This window comes from Parapedobacter sp. (assembly GCF_053550995.1).
In genome coordinates this window covers 1-14,554 of the sequence record NZ_JBMQOC010000130.1, presented here as the reverse complement: position 1 = coordinate 14,554, position 14,554 = coordinate 1, and the positions used below count along the sequence as shown (strand labels likewise).

Annotated in this window: 15 protein-coding genes and 1 tRNA gene; 10 read left to right on the top strand and 6 right to left on the bottom strand. The window is 49.1% G+C overall.

Annotated elements, in window-relative coordinates; genetic code table 11:
• Positions 1-26 precede the first annotated feature (26 nt).
• From ACO1NT_RS17840 to ACO1NT_RS17810, 7 genes are all read left to right on the top strand, one after another.
• Positions 27-722, top strand: coding sequence for a winged helix-turn-helix domain-containing protein (locus tag ACO1NT_RS17840; RefSeq protein WP_449050099.1), 696 nt, complete (start codon positions 27-29; stop codon positions 720-722).
• A 131-nt stretch (positions 723-853) separates the two neighbouring features.
• Positions 854-1,327, top strand: coding sequence for a transcription elongation factor GreA (gene greA, locus ACO1NT_RS17835; RefSeq protein WP_449050098.1), 474 nt, complete (start codon positions 854-856; stop codon positions 1,325-1,327).
• Between the two features lie 132 nt (positions 1,328-1,459).
• Entirely contained in the window at positions 1,460-1,870 is a 411-nt protein-coding gene (locus ACO1NT_RS17830; RefSeq protein ID WP_449050097.1) for an HIT family protein, read from the top strand.
• Positions 1,871-1,933: 63 nt separating this feature from the next.
• On the top strand, positions 1,934-2,590 hold the full coding sequence (locus ACO1NT_RS17825) for a DedA family protein (protein WP_449050096.1): 657 nt from the start codon (positions 1,934-1,936) through the stop codon (positions 2,588-2,590).
• A gap of 18 nt (positions 2,591-2,608) precedes the next feature.
• On the top strand, positions 2,609-3,160 hold the full coding sequence (locus tag ACO1NT_RS17820; protein ID WP_449050095.1) for an inorganic diphosphatase: 552 nt from the start codon (positions 2,609-2,611) through the stop codon (positions 3,158-3,160).
• Positions 3,160-4,473 (top strand): hemolysin family protein, encoded by a 1,314-nt coding sequence (locus tag ACO1NT_RS17815; protein WP_449050094.1) that lies wholly within the window; start codon positions 3,160-3,162, stop codon positions 4,471-4,473. Before ACO1NT_RS17820 ends, ACO1NT_RS17815 begins: the two co-directional genes overlap by 1 nt.
• 11 nt (positions 4,474-4,484) lie before the next feature.
• Positions 4,485-5,207, top strand: a complete 723-nt coding sequence (locus ACO1NT_RS17810; RefSeq protein WP_449050093.1) for a 16S rRNA (uracil(1498)-N(3))-methyltransferase — start codon at positions 4,485-4,487, stop codon at positions 5,205-5,207.
• A 4-nt stretch (positions 5,208-5,211) separates the two neighbouring features.
• Here ACO1NT_RS17810 and ACO1NT_RS17805 read toward each other — a convergent pair whose 3' ends face one another.
• The 3 genes from ACO1NT_RS17805 to ACO1NT_RS17795 are packed head-to-tail and all read right to left on the bottom strand — an operon-like array spanning position 5,212 to position 7,724.
• Positions 5,212-5,688, bottom strand: a complete 477-nt coding sequence (locus ACO1NT_RS17805; protein WP_449050092.1) for a hypothetical protein — start codon at positions 5,686-5,688, stop codon at positions 5,212-5,214.
• A 9-nt stretch (positions 5,689-5,697) separates the two neighbouring features.
• Entirely contained in the window at positions 5,698-7,035 is a 1,338-nt protein-coding gene (locus ACO1NT_RS17800) for an ABC transporter permease (RefSeq protein ID WP_449050091.1), read from the bottom strand.
• Complete coding sequence (locus tag ACO1NT_RS17795; RefSeq protein WP_449050090.1) at positions 7,032-7,724, bottom strand: ABC transporter ATP-binding protein; 693 nt, start codon at positions 7,722-7,724, stop codon at positions 7,032-7,034. The genes ACO1NT_RS17800 and ACO1NT_RS17795 overlap by 4 nt, the downstream gene beginning before the upstream one ends.
• 246 nt (positions 7,725-7,970) lie before the next feature.
• On the opposite strand from ACO1NT_RS17795, the gene ACO1NT_RS17790 reads away from it, so the two are divergent.
• Both ACO1NT_RS17790 and ACO1NT_RS17785 read left to right on the top strand, forming a co-directional pair.
• Positions 7,971-10,694 carry a TonB-dependent receptor domain-containing protein gene (locus tag ACO1NT_RS17790; protein WP_449050089.1) on the top strand — a complete coding sequence of 908 codons (2,724 nt, stop codon included), beginning with the start codon at positions 7,971-7,973 and terminating at the stop codon, positions 10,692-10,694.
• 111 nt (positions 10,695-10,805) lie between these two features.
• A complete protein-coding gene (locus tag ACO1NT_RS17785; RefSeq protein ID WP_449050088.1) occupies positions 10,806-11,996 on the top strand; it encodes a hypothetical protein in 1,191 nt (396 codons plus the stop codon).
• Positions 11,997-12,066: 70 nt separating this feature from the next.
• On the opposite strand, the gene ACO1NT_RS17780 is transcribed toward ACO1NT_RS17785, so the two are convergent.
• The 3 genes from ACO1NT_RS17780 to ACO1NT_RS17770 form a co-directional block, all read right to left on the bottom strand.
• The gene (locus ACO1NT_RS17780) at positions 12,067-12,807 is read right to left on the bottom strand and encodes a 3-keto-disaccharide hydrolase (protein WP_449050087.1); all 741 of its coding nucleotides are present in this window, start codon (positions 12,805-12,807) and stop codon (positions 12,067-12,069) included.
• Between the two features lie 220 nt (positions 12,808-13,027).
• Positions 13,028-13,103 (bottom strand) — tRNA-Gly (locus tag ACO1NT_RS17775).
• Positions 13,104-13,167: 64 nt separating this feature from the next.
• Positions 13,168-13,656 carry a regulatory protein RecX gene (locus tag ACO1NT_RS17770; RefSeq protein WP_449050086.1) on the bottom strand — a complete coding sequence of 163 codons (489 nt, stop codon included), beginning with the start codon at positions 13,654-13,656 and terminating at the stop codon, positions 13,168-13,170.
• A gap of 101 nt (positions 13,657-13,757) precedes the next feature.
• Between ACO1NT_RS17770 and ACO1NT_RS17765 the strand changes: the two genes are divergently transcribed.
• Positions 13,758-14,554 (top strand): Mur ligase family protein (locus ACO1NT_RS17765; RefSeq protein ID WP_449050085.1); only part of this gene is annotated, 797 nt, incomplete at its 3' end.

The window sequence follows — 14,554 nt, the reverse complement described above, 5'->3', positions numbered from 1 at the left end:
GTTTTAAATGAAAGGGTATAGAAGATATGCATAAAAACATTAAAATAGCCATCGTCGAAGACGATGAAAACTTACGGTTCCTGGTAGCTCATCGGCTTGAGTCGGAGAGCTATACCATTGTGCAAACCGGTAATGGCGATGAGGCCGAACAATTGATCTTGGAACAAAAGCCAGACATCGTGTTGCTCGACTGGATGCTGCCCGGCAAGCAGGGGGCAGAAGTGTGCGCTAATCTGCGGAAGGCCGGGTTCAGCAACCTCATCATCATGATGACGGCCAAATCGCAAGATGTAGACAAGATCGATGCTTATAGCTTCGGGGTGTCGGATTACATTACCAAGCCGTTTAGCATGGATGTGCTGGTTGCCATGATCGAAAACAAAGTCAAGTATTTCGTGAACAGCCAAGGAGCCGACCTGTATAGTTTTGGTGAAACCGAACACCATCCCAACATCCATTCGCTGGTTCGAGACGGAAAGAAAATAGAGCTTACCATCTTGGAAAACCGTATTTTACTTTATTTCCTCCAGCACGCCGGCCGCGTTATCAGCCGCGATGAACTGATGCAGGTGGTGTGGGGATACAGCTCCAATGTGAATACGCGGACACTCGATATGCACATTGTGCGCTTGCGCAAGAAAATTGAGCTCAATGCAGACAAACCCGCCTATTTGCAGACGGTGAGGGGCATGGGGTACAAGTTTGTGGATAATCCCACCTAGGTGCCCAAGTATTCCTCGATTTTTTTTGTTTATTAAAAAGTATTGCCTATCTTCGTGATATTCGAGCAAGGCCATACCCACGAACGGTATGGTCTTGCTTCTTTTTTTGACTTTATTTTTAATTCATAATTATGGCAGAATTAACGTATTACAGCAAAGAGGGATTGGAGAAACTCAAAGAAGAGTTGCAGTATCTAAAAACGGAAGGCCGGGCAAAGATAGCCAAAGCCATCGCGGAAGCGCGCGATAAAGGAGACTTGTCTGAAAATGCCGAATATGATGCGGCGAAAGATGCCCAAGGATTGCACGAAGCCAAAATTGCAAAGCTGGAGCAGAGCTTGTCCAATGCGCGCATCATCGATGAGTCTACGTTAGACACATCGAAGGTGTTGGCGTTATCTATCGTGAAGCTCAAGAACGTGAAGAACGGAAGTGTGATGACCTACCAATTGGTCTCTGAAACCGAAGCCGACCTGAAGGCCGGTAAGATTTCGGTCAAGTCGCCCATCGCGCAGGGACTGCTCGGAAAATCCATTGGCGATAAGGCACAGATAGACGTGCCTGCGGGCCAGGTAGAGTTGGAAATCTTAGATATTTCCAGATAGGGAATGTAACGGTTATGTGCGGGTTTGCCATAACCGCACATGCTGACACCATACCGAAGCGGCTGTTTTGCAAACAGCCGTTTTTTTTTACATTTGCAATGACGACGATTTGTTCATTTTCACACATTCAATATGCCTACCATTTTCTCGAAAATCATCGACGGCGAAATACCCGCATTTAAAGTCGCCGAGAGTAATGATTACCTCGCTTTCTTGGATATTAACCCGCTGGCCAAGGGTCATGTATTGGTTATTCCCAAACGGGAAACCGATTACCTATTCGATATTGGCGACGATGAGTACATGGGGCTCTGGATTTTTGCCAAGATTGTGGCGCAGGGCATTAAGCGTGTGTATCCCTGTGAGCGCATTGGCGTGGCGGTGGTTGGGTTGGAAGTTGCCCACGCACATATTCACCTGATTCCCATTGACCACGTGGGCGATATTGATTTCAACCGACCCAAGCTCAAGCTAAGCCAGGAGGCATTTGCCGAAAGCGCAGAAGCCATAAAACAAGCCATTCTTGAAATAACCCAAGGTTAGCCCCAGGCGACATAAAGTGTTTTGGCGGTAAGGGCAATTTGTGTAAGTTTGTAACAGATAGCTATGCAAGAGTTCTGGGATTCTTTTTCACAATTGCTTGATGCGGAAGCATTATTGATGTCTGGAGGTTTCTATCTTGTCATATTTGTCGTTTTTGCTGAAACCGGCCTTTTTTTTGGCTTTTTCCTTCCTGGCGATTACCTGTTGTTCCTGGCGGGGCTTTTCTGTGCCTCCGGCATGTTGAATGTGGATATCGTGACCCTGTGCCTCGGGCTTTTCGGTGCCGGCGTTTTGGGCAATTTTACCGGTTATTGGTTCGGTTGGCGAACGGGGCCCATGCTCTTTAAACGGAAGGACACATGGATCTTTAAGCGGCGTTATGTGGTAATGGCCGAAGAATTTTACCATAAGTATGGGGGGACGGCGTTGATTATCGGTCGTTTTGTGCCGATAATACGTACATTTGCACCGATATTGGCAGGTATTGTACAACTTAATTTCCGTAAATTTGTATGGTATAACCTTTCGGGATGTGCGGTTTGGGTACTGACACTAACCTTGTCGGGTTTTTTTTTGGGGCGTCAATTTCCCCAGATCACCCATTATATTGAGTATATAATTGTAGGATTTATCGCCATTTCATTTACACCAATTTTGATTGCGTTGATCAGGAGGAAGCTGCAACACAATAAAAAAGAGGTAGAAACAAAGAAACAATAACCCTAATCGCTATCCAGCATGAGCATATCGCACCCGTGGCATGAAGTGTCCCCTGGCGATGACGTCCCGTCGTCGGTCAACGCTATTATCGAAATTCCCAAGGGATCAAAAGCTAAGTACGAAATAGATAAAGAAAGCGGCTTGATCAAGTTAGATCGAGTGCTGTTTTCGTCAGTGATGTATCCGGCCAATTATGGTTTTATCCCGAAAACTTACTGTGACGATAAGGATCCGCTGGATATTTTGGTGCTCTGCTCGGTGGATGTTTATCCGATGAGCATCATTGAGGCTAAGGTAATCGGCGTGATGCATATGATAGACAATGGCGAGCAGGACGATAAAATCATTGCCGTTGCCAAGAACGATATGTCGGTCAACTACATCAACGACCTATCCGAATTGCCGCCCCACACCATGAAGGAAATTGTTCGTTTTTTCCAGGATTATAAAGCGTTGGAGCGGAAAAATGTGACCATAGAACGTCTCTTCGGTCGTTCGTATGCCTATCAGGTTATCCAAGAAAGCATCGATTTGTACCAGAAGGAATTTGCTAACCTAACGATGACTTAATGGGCTGGGAAATTTTTTGGACATTTTTTCTGGTTTTTGCAAACGGCTTTTTTGTGGCGGCCGAATTTGCAATCGTTAAAGTCCGGGCTTCCCAGATCGAAATCAAGATTAAGACAGGGAGTCAAGTGGCCCTTGTAGCGAAACACATCACGAGCCACCTCGATGGCTACTTGGCGGCTACCCAACTGGGAATCACCATATCATCCCTCGCGCTCGGTTGGATTGGGGAGGCTGTGATGACCGATATCGTCACGTCGGTTTTCGGACTGTTCAATGTCGAACTCACGGGGGGCGTGGCCAAGAATCTTGGCCATGTGCTAGCGTTTAGTATCATTACGGTGTTGCACATTGTATTCGGTGAACTGGCACCTAAATCCATTGCGATCCAGCGACCCGTGGGCACCACGATGGGCATCGCCTTGCCCCTTCGGTTTTTCTATCTGCTATTCCGCCCCATTATATGGGTGTTGAATGGTTTTGCCAATATGCTGCTCCGGCTCATGGGGTTCCAGGTTAACGTTGGCGAAGCCCACCACTCGTCCGAAGAGCTGCAATACCTGCTCGACCAAGGACGGGAGAGCGGCGCCTTGGATATGGTTGAACACGAGCTGATCAAGAACGTCTTTGATTTCAACGAACGCATCGTTAAGAACATCATGGTACCACGTACCAAAATATCGGCCATCGAGATGAACTGCTCGGGCCGGGATATCATTGACCGCATCACCAACGAAGGGTACTCCCGGATCCCTATTTACGACGACAATATCGATCAGATCATCGGCATCGTACACACTAAGGATATCTTGCCGATCCTGGCCAATGGGAAAGAACTTGTGCTTAGGAACATTATCCGTAAGCCTTATTTTATTCCGGAGACCAAGAAGATCAATGATCTCATGGCTGAATTCCAACAGAAACGTATACAGATAGCCATCGTGTTGGATGAATTCGGCGGTACGGCGGGGATGGTGACCCTGGAGGATATCGTAGAGGAACTGGTAGGGGAGATCCAAGACGAATACGATGAGGAAACACCTATTGTCGAAAAAATATCCGATACGGAATACATGGTGGATGCGAGTGCCAACGTACATGATGTCAATGAATTTTTACCGGCAGAATTGCCGGAGAGCAGCGACTACGATACCATTTCAGGATTGGTAAGTGATTTGTTCGACAAGATACCGGATGTTGGGGAGCATACCGAGTTCCACGGATATAATTTCATCATCATGAAAAAGACGCAACAGAACATCGAGTTTGTGAAACTGGAGTTGATTGCCCTGTCTGATGATGAGGATGAAGAGTAACGTTCAGCGATTTGCACCTTTTTTATACGCCAGACATACAGCCGCAGCATACGGCCTTTATCCTGAATGAGGAAGAAAGCAAGCACGCCGTGCGTGTCCTCCGCCTATCGGCCGGACAGCAAGTCCAATTAATAGATGGGAGGGGTGGACGATATACGGCCGTGATGGCCGATGCCCATCCCAAACGGGCGGTGCTTGAGATCGTGGCGGTTAGGGCCAGCGAAGGAAACCACCCCTATCATCTGCACATTGCCATTGCGCCTACCAAGAACATGGATAGGATGGAATGGTTTCTAGAGAAAGCTACCGAGGTTGGGGTAGACGAGATTACCCCGATAATCTGTGACCACTCGGAACGGACAACGGTGAAAGCGGAGCGTTTGCATAAGGTTGCTGTTGCAGCGATGAAACAATCGCAACGTGCCTACCTGCCACAGGTGAACCCGGCTATTGATTTTGCTGCGTTCGTGGAGCGGGAGCTGCCGGGGAAGCGCTTCATTGCGCATTGCGCGGACGGCGATAAAAAATACTTCAGCCAATTATTGAAACCGGGAGAATCGGCAACCGTACTTATCGGCCCCGAGGGTGACTTCAGCACGGCAGAGATCGATGCCGCTATCCGCAGGGGCTTCATACCAACGACCTTTGGCCCTATGCGGCTACGTACCGAAACGGCGGCGTTGGTGGCGTGTGTGGAGGCGCATTTGCTCCACATCGATTTCGTGGGGAACTAATGGTCTAGATCAGTTCTGCATCCAGTATCTGGATTTCGGCGTTACCCTCTTGGGTATTCGAATTCAGGTGTACCGTGCCCTTGATCTTGATGGGCTCTTCCGTAAACCGCACTTTCTTCCCTTTTTTCATGAAAATCTCGACCATGGGAGGGACCTCGCCCTGCCCGCAGAACATGCACTGCATAATGGGCAATACCGAAAGCATGAATGTCTCATGGTCGCGCCCACCGTTCATCGGCACAAGATAACCGGGCAGCGTAACCGTTTTCTTATCGATGGCTTTCAACTCATCAGGAAAGTGGGGGGTATATATGGTCTGGTTATCCTTGTGGGTTACCTTATACATCAGCGTGTTGATCTTTTCCCAAGTGTCGTTCATCATGGGCGTATGGTCGGGGACTTGCCCGAAAAGCTCGTCTTGTTGTGCGTGGGCACCGTATATACCGATGGCCATGAATGCGATGATGATCAGTTTCTTCATTGTATGTGTCTAATTTCCTGCTAACGTTTGTGATATCGATGTCCGGTACGCTTTCATCGCCGGGATTACCGCGGCTACAAAGCCAATGGCAACGCCGATAACGACAAGAACCGCTTCCTGCGGTAATAGGCGAAACACGTCGACGAACGAGGCCGTTTCACCCGTGCTGGCACCGATAAGATAAAGTGCGGTATGGCCGATCACAATGCCCGCCAGCGCGCCCACAAAGGTAAGCAATATTCCTTCTGCAATTACTATACCGAAGAGTTTGGCTTGTGAAGCGCCTAATGTACGCATGACGGCGAGGTCGTATTTACGGCTTTTAAGTGCATTGTATAAACTGATGAACACGCTGAGTGCTGCCATGAACATAATTACATAAGCCAGTACTTGGAGGGAGTCGATACCTATGCCCAACAACGAAAAGAGACGCGCGCTTTCCAATGCCGGTGACGCGGCTTGCATCGACGAATGCTGGTTTACCAGTCGTGGGAACATCCCTATGGCTGCCGGATTGCTGTATTGGATGAGCATGCTGGTGATCTCGCGCTCTCCGGACCCGATATCACCCATTATACTTTTTACCAGTTCGGGTTCGTCGGCTTGCCCGTTTTCCGACGGATCACCATCCGTATGCTGCTCGCCGTGGTGATGTTCGTGCTCTTCAACGCCCGCCAAATCGTGGTCATGTTCATGTGCAGGGTCCGCATGTTCCTCCGCATGTCCGCCGATATCCCCATGCATACGCCATACGCTGGCGAGGTTGGCGATAATCAGCCGGTCCACAACGTGGTGGCTTGGCTTTAAAATGCCCGTGACAATATAGGGATGCTCGTCGTGCGTATGCGCTTCATCGCTCAACCCATGCGCCCCGTAGATCGCATCGCCGATTTTAAGGCCATGTTTACGCGCTACCTCCGCGCCGATCACCGCCTCGAAATCAGCCTGCCACAGTTTACCGTCTTCCAATTCCAATCCATAAAGCTCCAGAAAGGTACTATCCGTTCCAACAATCCGGTGCCCCCGGTAATTATCGCCCAGCGAAAGGGGGACTGCCAGTTTAACCATGGGATTGGCGGCCAGTTTCTGTGCTTCGGCAAGGCTGATGTTCCCCGTAGGATTATCCATGTGGTAAATACTGCTCAAAATAAGCTGTATGGGGCTTCCTTTGGCACCCACAACGAGGTCGATGCCCCTGCTGTTGTTTTCGAGCTGGTCCTCGATTTGGCGGGAGGTAAGTAGCAGCACGCAGAGGATACCTGTGCCGAAAGCGGTAAGTAGAATGCCTAAAATCGAGGTTGCCGGACTTTGCCGGATGTTTTTCCATGCGATTTGTAACATGTTCATGCGGCACCTCCCACTTGGTAGGTATGTTCAAAACGTGTTTTCACCCGCTTGTCGTGCGTTGCGATGATCAGGGTTGCGCCATGTTGGGTTGCTTGGGTGAGGAGTAGGTCCAACACCCGCTCGGTATTGCGGTCATCGAGTGAGGCCGTTGGCTCATCAGCTACCAAAATAGCGGGGTGATTGACGACCGCCCGGGCGATAGCGGCCCGTTGCATCTGGCCCCGGCTTAATTTGCTTGGATAACCGTTTGCTTTATGGTCGAGCTCAAGTAGCGTGAGCACCTCCCTTATACGGCCGTGATCTACGTGAGCCCCTGCAAAACTTTGGGCGATTTGGAGGTTTTCTTTAACCGTAAGGCTTTTTACGAGGTGTGCTTCCTGGAAGATTAACCCGATACGCTGTCCACGATAGGTATCCAGCTTCCGCGGGGATAGGTCGTATAACTCCTGACCGTCGATCTGCACCGATCCCGCTTGCGGCTTCAGTAATCCACTGAGGATATGCAATAGGGTGGTTTTGCCGCTACCCGAGTTACCCAAGATGAGCGTATGCTGGCCGTTGGGGATATGCAGATCGGCAAACTGCAGCGTTTCGCCGCCTGGATAACGGTGTGCGATGCCGCTCAAGGAAGCGACTGATCTTAATAGGTCTTGTTGCGCCATATTTGAAAACGGGATTTTCTGCCCCATGCAAACCTAAGTTATTCCGTGCAAATGGGTGGTATGTTCCTGCAACTTTATTGTGATATAGGGGAGGGTGATCCAAGGGTGACTTCCGTCGAATCTAGTTGAGGTTTTGGTTGTTATTGTCTGATAATAAGATATATAACATTATCTTAACAAAAATCTAAATATACATTCATCTAGGGTTAACAAACAGGTAATGTTAAGTTAGGATTATTGCAACAGAATTTTAGTCAAACCATGCAAGATAAAATGAATAGAATGTTTCTGCCGCTCATCAGTTTTTTACTGGTGGTTTTTGGCGCAAATGCACAGGTTCCGAAAGGAATTATCAAAGGGTCGGTTAAGGATGCTGCGACCAGCGAAGCGATTGCCGGTGCTTCGGTGAGCATCGTGGGTACAACACATGGCACCATTTCGGATCGAAACGGTACTTTTTCGCTCACCGGCATCGCATCTGGCCAGTATGTATTACAGGTGAGTTACGTCGGCTATGCCACTATCCGTGTAGATGACGTCATGGTTAAAGACGGCACCGAAACAGTCCTTGAATTCACCTTAGAGGAAGCCGGTGAAATGATGGACGAGGTGGTGGTTACCACGACGCGACGCAGGGGAAGTGATATTGCGCTTTTGGCCGAGCAGAAGAAGGCCAGTTTGGTTATCCAGCGTATCGGTGCACAGGAGTTGTCGCGTGTTGGTGTTAGCGATGCCGCGGCTGCTGTGGCCAAGATGTCGGGTATTTCCAAAGAAGAGGGCGGCACACAGGTATATATCCGTGGGCTGGGCGATCGCTACATTGCCACTTCGTTCAACGGGCTGCCTTTGCCGTCCAACGACCCCGAGTTGAAGAATATTGCACTGGATTTATTTTCCACGGATATCATCGAATTTGTGGCGGTCGATAAACTCTATAACAGCAAAATGTCCGGTGATTTTGGCGGCGGTAATATCGATATCTATTCCAAAAACTATTCGGGAAATGGTATGTTCGAAATTTCGGTATCCTCTACACTGAATTCCAATGCGATGTCGCGTGCGGATAACTTCTTGCTACTCCCGGGCGGCAGCAGATGGGGGTTCGATGAATATGTCATTCCCCAGAATCCCCTAAACGGGTTCAATTTCAAAAACAGCGCTAATCCTGTGTCGCGTAGTCCGTACCCCGCTGATGTGCGACTAATGGGTGGCAAATCACTCAATGTCGGCAAAGAAGGACGGCTCAATTTATTTGCTACAGCGAGCTTCGCAAATGGGTTTGAATACCGCGAGGGCATCAATCGTGATGTTAGTGCCCAAGGTGCACGGATACGATGGGCCGATCAGGAGCGATTCGGTTATAAAACCAATACGACCGGCCTTTTCAATGCGGGATATCTGATCAATTCCAACCATAAGCTATCATACAATTTCTTATTTGTTAATAGTAGTAGCCAATGGAATGATAATTATGATGGATACTTCCGGGATGTTACCGAGGGCGGTACCGGCTTAAGGCGGTTAGGGTCTTACGCACAGAATAAGCTGTTTGTTAACCAACTTTTAGGCACACACCTGCTGAACGACCGGATTACCGTGGATTGGGGCATTTCGGCAAATACCGTTGGTTATGCTATGCCCGACCGTGTACAGAATACCCTACGGCTCATTGATGGGGAAGGGTATGTAAATACCAATAACGCCGATACCGATAACAACCGCTTCAATCAACGGCTGGATGAAAATGAATATGCGGTTAACTTAAATGGAAGTTATAAGCTCGGCCAAGCGGACGCGCCGAAGGGCATACTGCGTGTGGGGTATCAAGGGCGGATCAAGAAGCGAGATTTCGAATCCATTCAGTTTAATTTCAATATAAACGACCGGACGTCGATTGTCGACCCGAATAATTTAGATGCTTTCTATAATCAAGAAGGCTTCGAGAGCGGCCGTTTTGATATCGTTTCATTTTTCGGCGAATCGCCACAGACCTACGGGGGAAACCAGCAAATCCATGCGGGCTACGTGAGCCTCGAATACGATTTGAACGAACGGTTGACCTCGGTAATCGGTGTCCGCTACGAGCATATTAAGCAATATGTAGAATGGGTTACGCAATTGGACCCGGGCAATAACAATACGTTGACCCGAAGTCCTTTATTGCCCAATTTGAACCTGAAGTACGAATTGACCGAGAACCAAAATCTCCGTTTGGGTGCGAGCAAGACGTATACACTGCCCCAGTTCAAAGAGCGCGCACCGTTTGTATACGATGACGGAACCGTGCCGCGGCAAGGCAACCCCTACGTATATCCATCAGATAACTACAACCTCGATCTGAAATGGGAATTTTTCCCTTCTTCGTCTGAAGTGGTATCGTTGGCCGCATTTGGCAAATACATCCAGAACCCGATTAATGAGATAAACGTAGCGGCAACAGCTAATGATATTTCGTATGTCAATATCGGGGATGTCGGTACGGTGGTTGGTGTTGAATTGGAACTGAAGAAAGACATCATTCGCTGGAACCGTGACCGGAGTCTATTTTCGGCAGGTTTGAATGTCGCTTACATGAACACGGACCAGAAGATTGATGTTGAAAAAGTACGGGCTGAAACGGCATTCGATATCCGGCCAACACATACCCGTTCGAGCTTTACCGGGGCGTCCGACCTTTTGGTGAATGCGGACTTGACATACTCGACGCGCTGGAACAACGAGGGTAGCGTGGCGGCAACGGTTGCCTATTCGCGCTTCTCCGATAAGATTTATGCACTGGGTAACGAACAAAAGGGAAATCTGGTCGACCGCGGTGTGGGGACATTGGATTTTATCGTGCGGAGCAAAATCAGTAGACGCATTGGGGTCGACGTACTAGTGCGGAATATCCTCGACCCAGCGTATCGCAGGGTACAGGAGAACGCAAGTGGTCATGTGCCCGTTTTTACCTATAAAAAGGGCCGGTTTTTCACCTTGGGACTGAACTATGAGTTCTAATTCGCTTCGAGGTTGATTAACAATTTCATCACATATAATTAATAGGCAGGTTACTACTAACATACAACTTTGTATCAAAATTCAGAAGACACAAAAACAATGAACATGGAAATGAAAAAGACGTTTAGATGGTTGATGGGAGTTGCTGCCCTTATCGGCACAGTAACGGTTACTTCTTGTAGTAAAGACGATCCGAATCCGGATACCGATCCAGACAACGGCTTCGTCGTTGATCGCGAGGACCTGAAAGGCGAAATTACCGAGGGTGAGGTTGTGCTTGAATCGGGGACGTATAAACTTACCGGTGCGCTGGTTGTTAAAGAAGGTGCTAAATTGGTAATTAAAGCTGGTGTAACGGTTGAAGCCACCGAGGTTGCGGCGGATCAACATTCGCAGGTGCGCTATATCGGGATTTCGCGTGGCGCTCAAATCGATGTACAGGGTACTGCGAGCAGTCCCGTTGTATTCACTTCCGCGAAGCATACGCCCGGTGCTTGGGGTGGTTTGGTGCTTTGTGGCGCTGCTCCCATTAACAAGGGAGAGACAGCAAAGTCTGAAGTGGGTGACCTAGACTACGGTGGGTCGAACGTGAATGACAACTCTGGCTCCGTTAAATACCTGCGCATCGAGTATTCCGGCTTCGCTTATAACAGCGAAAAGGAGTTTAACGGATTGTCGCTTTTTGGTGTCGGTAATGGTACCGTTATCGAGAACGTGCAGGTTCACGAAGGCTCTGATGACGGATTCGAATGGTTCGGCGGTTCGGTGAACGTAAAGAACTTGGTCGTTACCAGCTTTGCCGCTGAAGTCGGCGATGACCTGTTCGACTGGACAGAAGGTTGGGTTGGCAATGGTGAAAACTGGTATGGCATCCGTACCAATAACGGTAACCGCGGTATCGAAGCGGACAATAACAGCAACGACCATACCGCAACACCGGTTTCGAATCCCACCATAAAAAACCTGACATTGATTGGCAACGGTGATGCAGGTAGCCCTGAACCGCAAGCCATGAAGCTACGGGTAGGTACCAAAGCTAGCTTTGAAAATGTGGTGCTAGCCAACTGGGCTACCGGTTTCGACGTGGAGCATGATGAAGGTATTTCATTTGTAGGCGACGGTTCGTTGAAGGCTACGGATGTGCGGTTCGTTAATGTGGGTACAAAAGCCAAAGGTAAGAAGACAGACGGCAGTGCTGCCGACGTGGGTGCCGTGTTTACTGAAGACGCGAACGCTACGGGTGCAGGTTCAGGCATCGATGTGCCTGACTGGGCCAAAGGTTGGACCGTAGGATTGGAATAATTATCCGGACTAAAAGAAAAAATCCCCAGTTGTGGAATCACAACTGGGGATTTTTTTGTGGTCTTGGCGGCTACAATTCTTTGATACGGATGTTGCGGTAAGCCACTACGTTGCCGTGGTCTTGCAGTGCAATCTTGCCTTTAGGGAATTTAGCAAAGCCTTCCCAATCTTTGAATTTGCTGTCGTTGAGTAAGGCCTCCCATTCGGGGGTACCAATGGTCACGTCGGCAGTCTGTACGTCATTCAGCCATAAGGTGATCTGACCATTATTTTTGCGGATACGAGCGAGGTTCCATTCGCCTACGGGCTTTGGCTTCGACACTTCGGTGCTTCCAATCAAATCGTAAAGCGTTCCGGCAAGGTGTGTTTCGTCGTGGCGATCAGCGCCGTCGATGTTATCCAATACCTGCATCTCAATGCCTGTTTGGTAGGTAGCGGTGAATTCAGGTGCTTCGTGGACGCTGAAGATGATGCCGCTATTGCCGCCAGATGAAATTTGCCATTCCAACTCCAATTCGTAGTTTTCATATTCGCCGTCCGTTACAATATCGCCGCGTTGTTCGGCCGGTAGTTCGGGATTGAAACGAAGCTCCCCGTTTTGTGCCGTCCATGCTGCGGTTACCGTATCCCGCAAATAGGTATGCCAACCGTTGGTGGTTTCTCCATCGAATAGCGATACCCACCCGTCGTTTTCAGCAGGTGGTACGGTCGCCGTGGAATCCTGTCCATCGCTGCTTTTTTGTCCAGATCCACATGCAGCCAAGAATACGGCTGCGAAAGTAACAGTTAACCAGTTTTTCGGATTTTTCATGTTTTGAAGTAATGTGATGTCTTTTAATAGTTCATTTGGGCATCAATACTACGAACTTATTTTTAAATAGTGGTGCGGTTAGGCGGAATAATTTGATTTTCGCGTTCGTTAGTTTGCGTCCTTGTGTTGCTAATTATAGCATATGATGATTTTGGAGAGGAACCTTCGGCTAGGTGTTTAACAAAAAACCCTTTCTATCATCGATAGGAAGGGTTTCATTTGGAGCGAAAGACGAGGTTCGAACTCGCGACCTCAACCTTGGCAAGGTTGCGCTCTACCAACTGAGCTACTTTCGCTTGCTGTTTGTGGATGCAAATATAGTGGAGTTTTCGACTTCTGTCAAATAATTTTTGGAAAAAATCACAAGTCGTTGTCATTCAACAACTCGAAGATCAACTCGCTTTCGTACCCCTTGCCCAAAGCATAGCGCACGAGTTTGCTTTTCCGCTTATTGGGATGTTTTTCCTTTTCCGACCGGGCTTTTGCCTGTAGCAAACCGAGGAGTTTATCCCGGTATTCTTGGTTGTCTAAGCCGGCCAGCGCAGCCCGGATAAGAGGTGCCGATACGGCTTTTTGCTTAAGTCCTTGCTTGATTTTATGTTTTCCCCAGCCATTCATGCGGAACTTGCCCGAAGCATAGGCCATCGCAAACCGCTCTTCGTTTAAAAAGCCATCCATAATGAGCTCGGCGATAATCTGCTCTACATCCGTGCGATGCAGGCCCCAGAGGTAAAGCTTGTCGCGCACTTCCTGCTGCGAGCGTTCCTGATAGGCACAATAGACCCCAGCCTTGTCTTTGGCTTGCCGGGGTGTCAGTTTTTTCTGGCTTTGGCCGGATAAATCATCCATACCACCAAAATGGTAAAAAATTCCCGCAGTACCCAAAAAATGTTGAAATTCGTGGCATGGCAGTGCACACCCAACGTTATACCATCCGGCAGGTTTCAACAATGATGAAAACCATATCCGTTTGCCTTGCCGATGAGAAGGCGACCATTGCTACGCTACTGTACGATAGCCGACGATTGACCGATGTGTCTCAAGGGCTTTTTTTTGCTTTGGTCGATCGCAGGGACGGCCATCATTATATCGGGGATGCCTACGCCGCCGGCATTCGAAACTTCGTGGTCTCGGATGGGTGGGGGGGCATGGACCATTTCGCTATGGCCAATTTTATGGTGGTAGCCGATACCCTCCAGGCCCTTCAGGAACTCGCGGCCAGCCATAGGGCACGGTTTGCCTATCCGGTAATCGGTATAACCGGCAGTAATGGAAAGACCATCGTGAAAGAATGGTTAACCCAATTACTCACCCCAGACTACCGCATAGCCCGCAGCCCCAAGAGCTACAACTCCCAGATTGGCGTTGCATTGTCCCTGTGGCAGATGGATGCCAGCCACGGGTTGGCAATCATCGAGGCAGGGGTAAGCCGACCCGGCGAGATGGACGTGCTGCAACGGATGATCCAACCAGATATCGCCGTATTGACCACGGTGGGACCGGCGCATGACGACGGCTTTCCGTCAAGGAGGGAGAAAATAGCTGAGAAACTGAAATTATTCCGTGATACCGACCAAGCAGTATATTCGCCGGACGATACGACAGGAATACCCGTTCCTTCCGTGGGCATGCACTTCACGTGGGGCCGAGGCAATGTGGAATTAACCGTGCTGGGGGATAAAGTGGTTGATGGCCGCAGCGTCATCCAGGCACGGTACAATGGGCAGGAGGTCGCTATCGATATCCC

Bases quoted from the DNA above. Each gene is read 5' to 3' on its own strand.
- ACO1NT_RS17820 (WP_449050095.1), top strand. From the start codon at position 2,609: ATGAGCATATCGCACCCGTGGCATGAAGTGTCCCCTGGCGATGACGTC.
- ACO1NT_RS17785 (WP_449050088.1), top strand. From the start codon at position 10,806: ATGAAAAAGACGTTTAGATGGTTGATGGGAGTTGCTGCCCTTATCGGC.
- ACO1NT_RS17770 (WP_449050086.1), bottom strand. From the start codon at position 13,656: ATGGATGATTTATCCGGCCAAAGCCAGAAAAAACTGACACCCCGGCAA.
- ACO1NT_RS17815 (WP_449050094.1), top strand. From the start codon at position 3,160: ATGGGCTGGGAAATTTTTTGGACATTTTTTCTGGTTTTTGCAAACGGC.
- ACO1NT_RS17795 (WP_449050090.1), bottom strand. From the start codon at position 7,724: ATGGGGCAGAAAATCCCGTTTTCAAATATGGCGCAACAAGACCTATTA.
- ACO1NT_RS17805 (WP_449050092.1), bottom strand. From the start codon at position 5,688: ATGAAGAAACTGATCATCATCGCATTCATGGCCATCGGTATATACGGT.
- ACO1NT_RS17800 (WP_449050091.1), bottom strand. From the start codon at position 7,035: ATGAACATGTTACAAATCGCATGGAAAAACATCCGGCAAAGTCCGGCA.
- greA (WP_449050098.1), top strand. From the start codon at position 854: ATGGCAGAATTAACGTATTACAGCAAAGAGGGATTGGAGAAACTCAAA.
- ACO1NT_RS17825 (WP_449050096.1), top strand. From the start codon at position 1,934: ATGCAAGAGTTCTGGGATTCTTTTTCACAATTGCTTGATGCGGAAGCA.
- ACO1NT_RS17780 (WP_449050087.1), bottom strand. From the start codon at position 12,807: ATGAAAAATCCGAAAAACTGGTTAACTGTTACTTTCGCAGCCGTATTC.
- ACO1NT_RS17840 (WP_449050099.1), top strand. From the start codon at position 27: ATGCATAAAAACATTAAAATAGCCATCGTCGAAGACGATGAAAACTTA.
- ACO1NT_RS17790 (WP_449050089.1), top strand. From the start codon at position 7,971: ATGAATAGAATGTTTCTGCCGCTCATCAGTTTTTTACTGGTGGTTTTT.
- ACO1NT_RS17830 (WP_449050097.1), top strand. From the start codon at position 1,460: ATGCCTACCATTTTCTCGAAAATCATCGACGGCGAAATACCCGCATTT.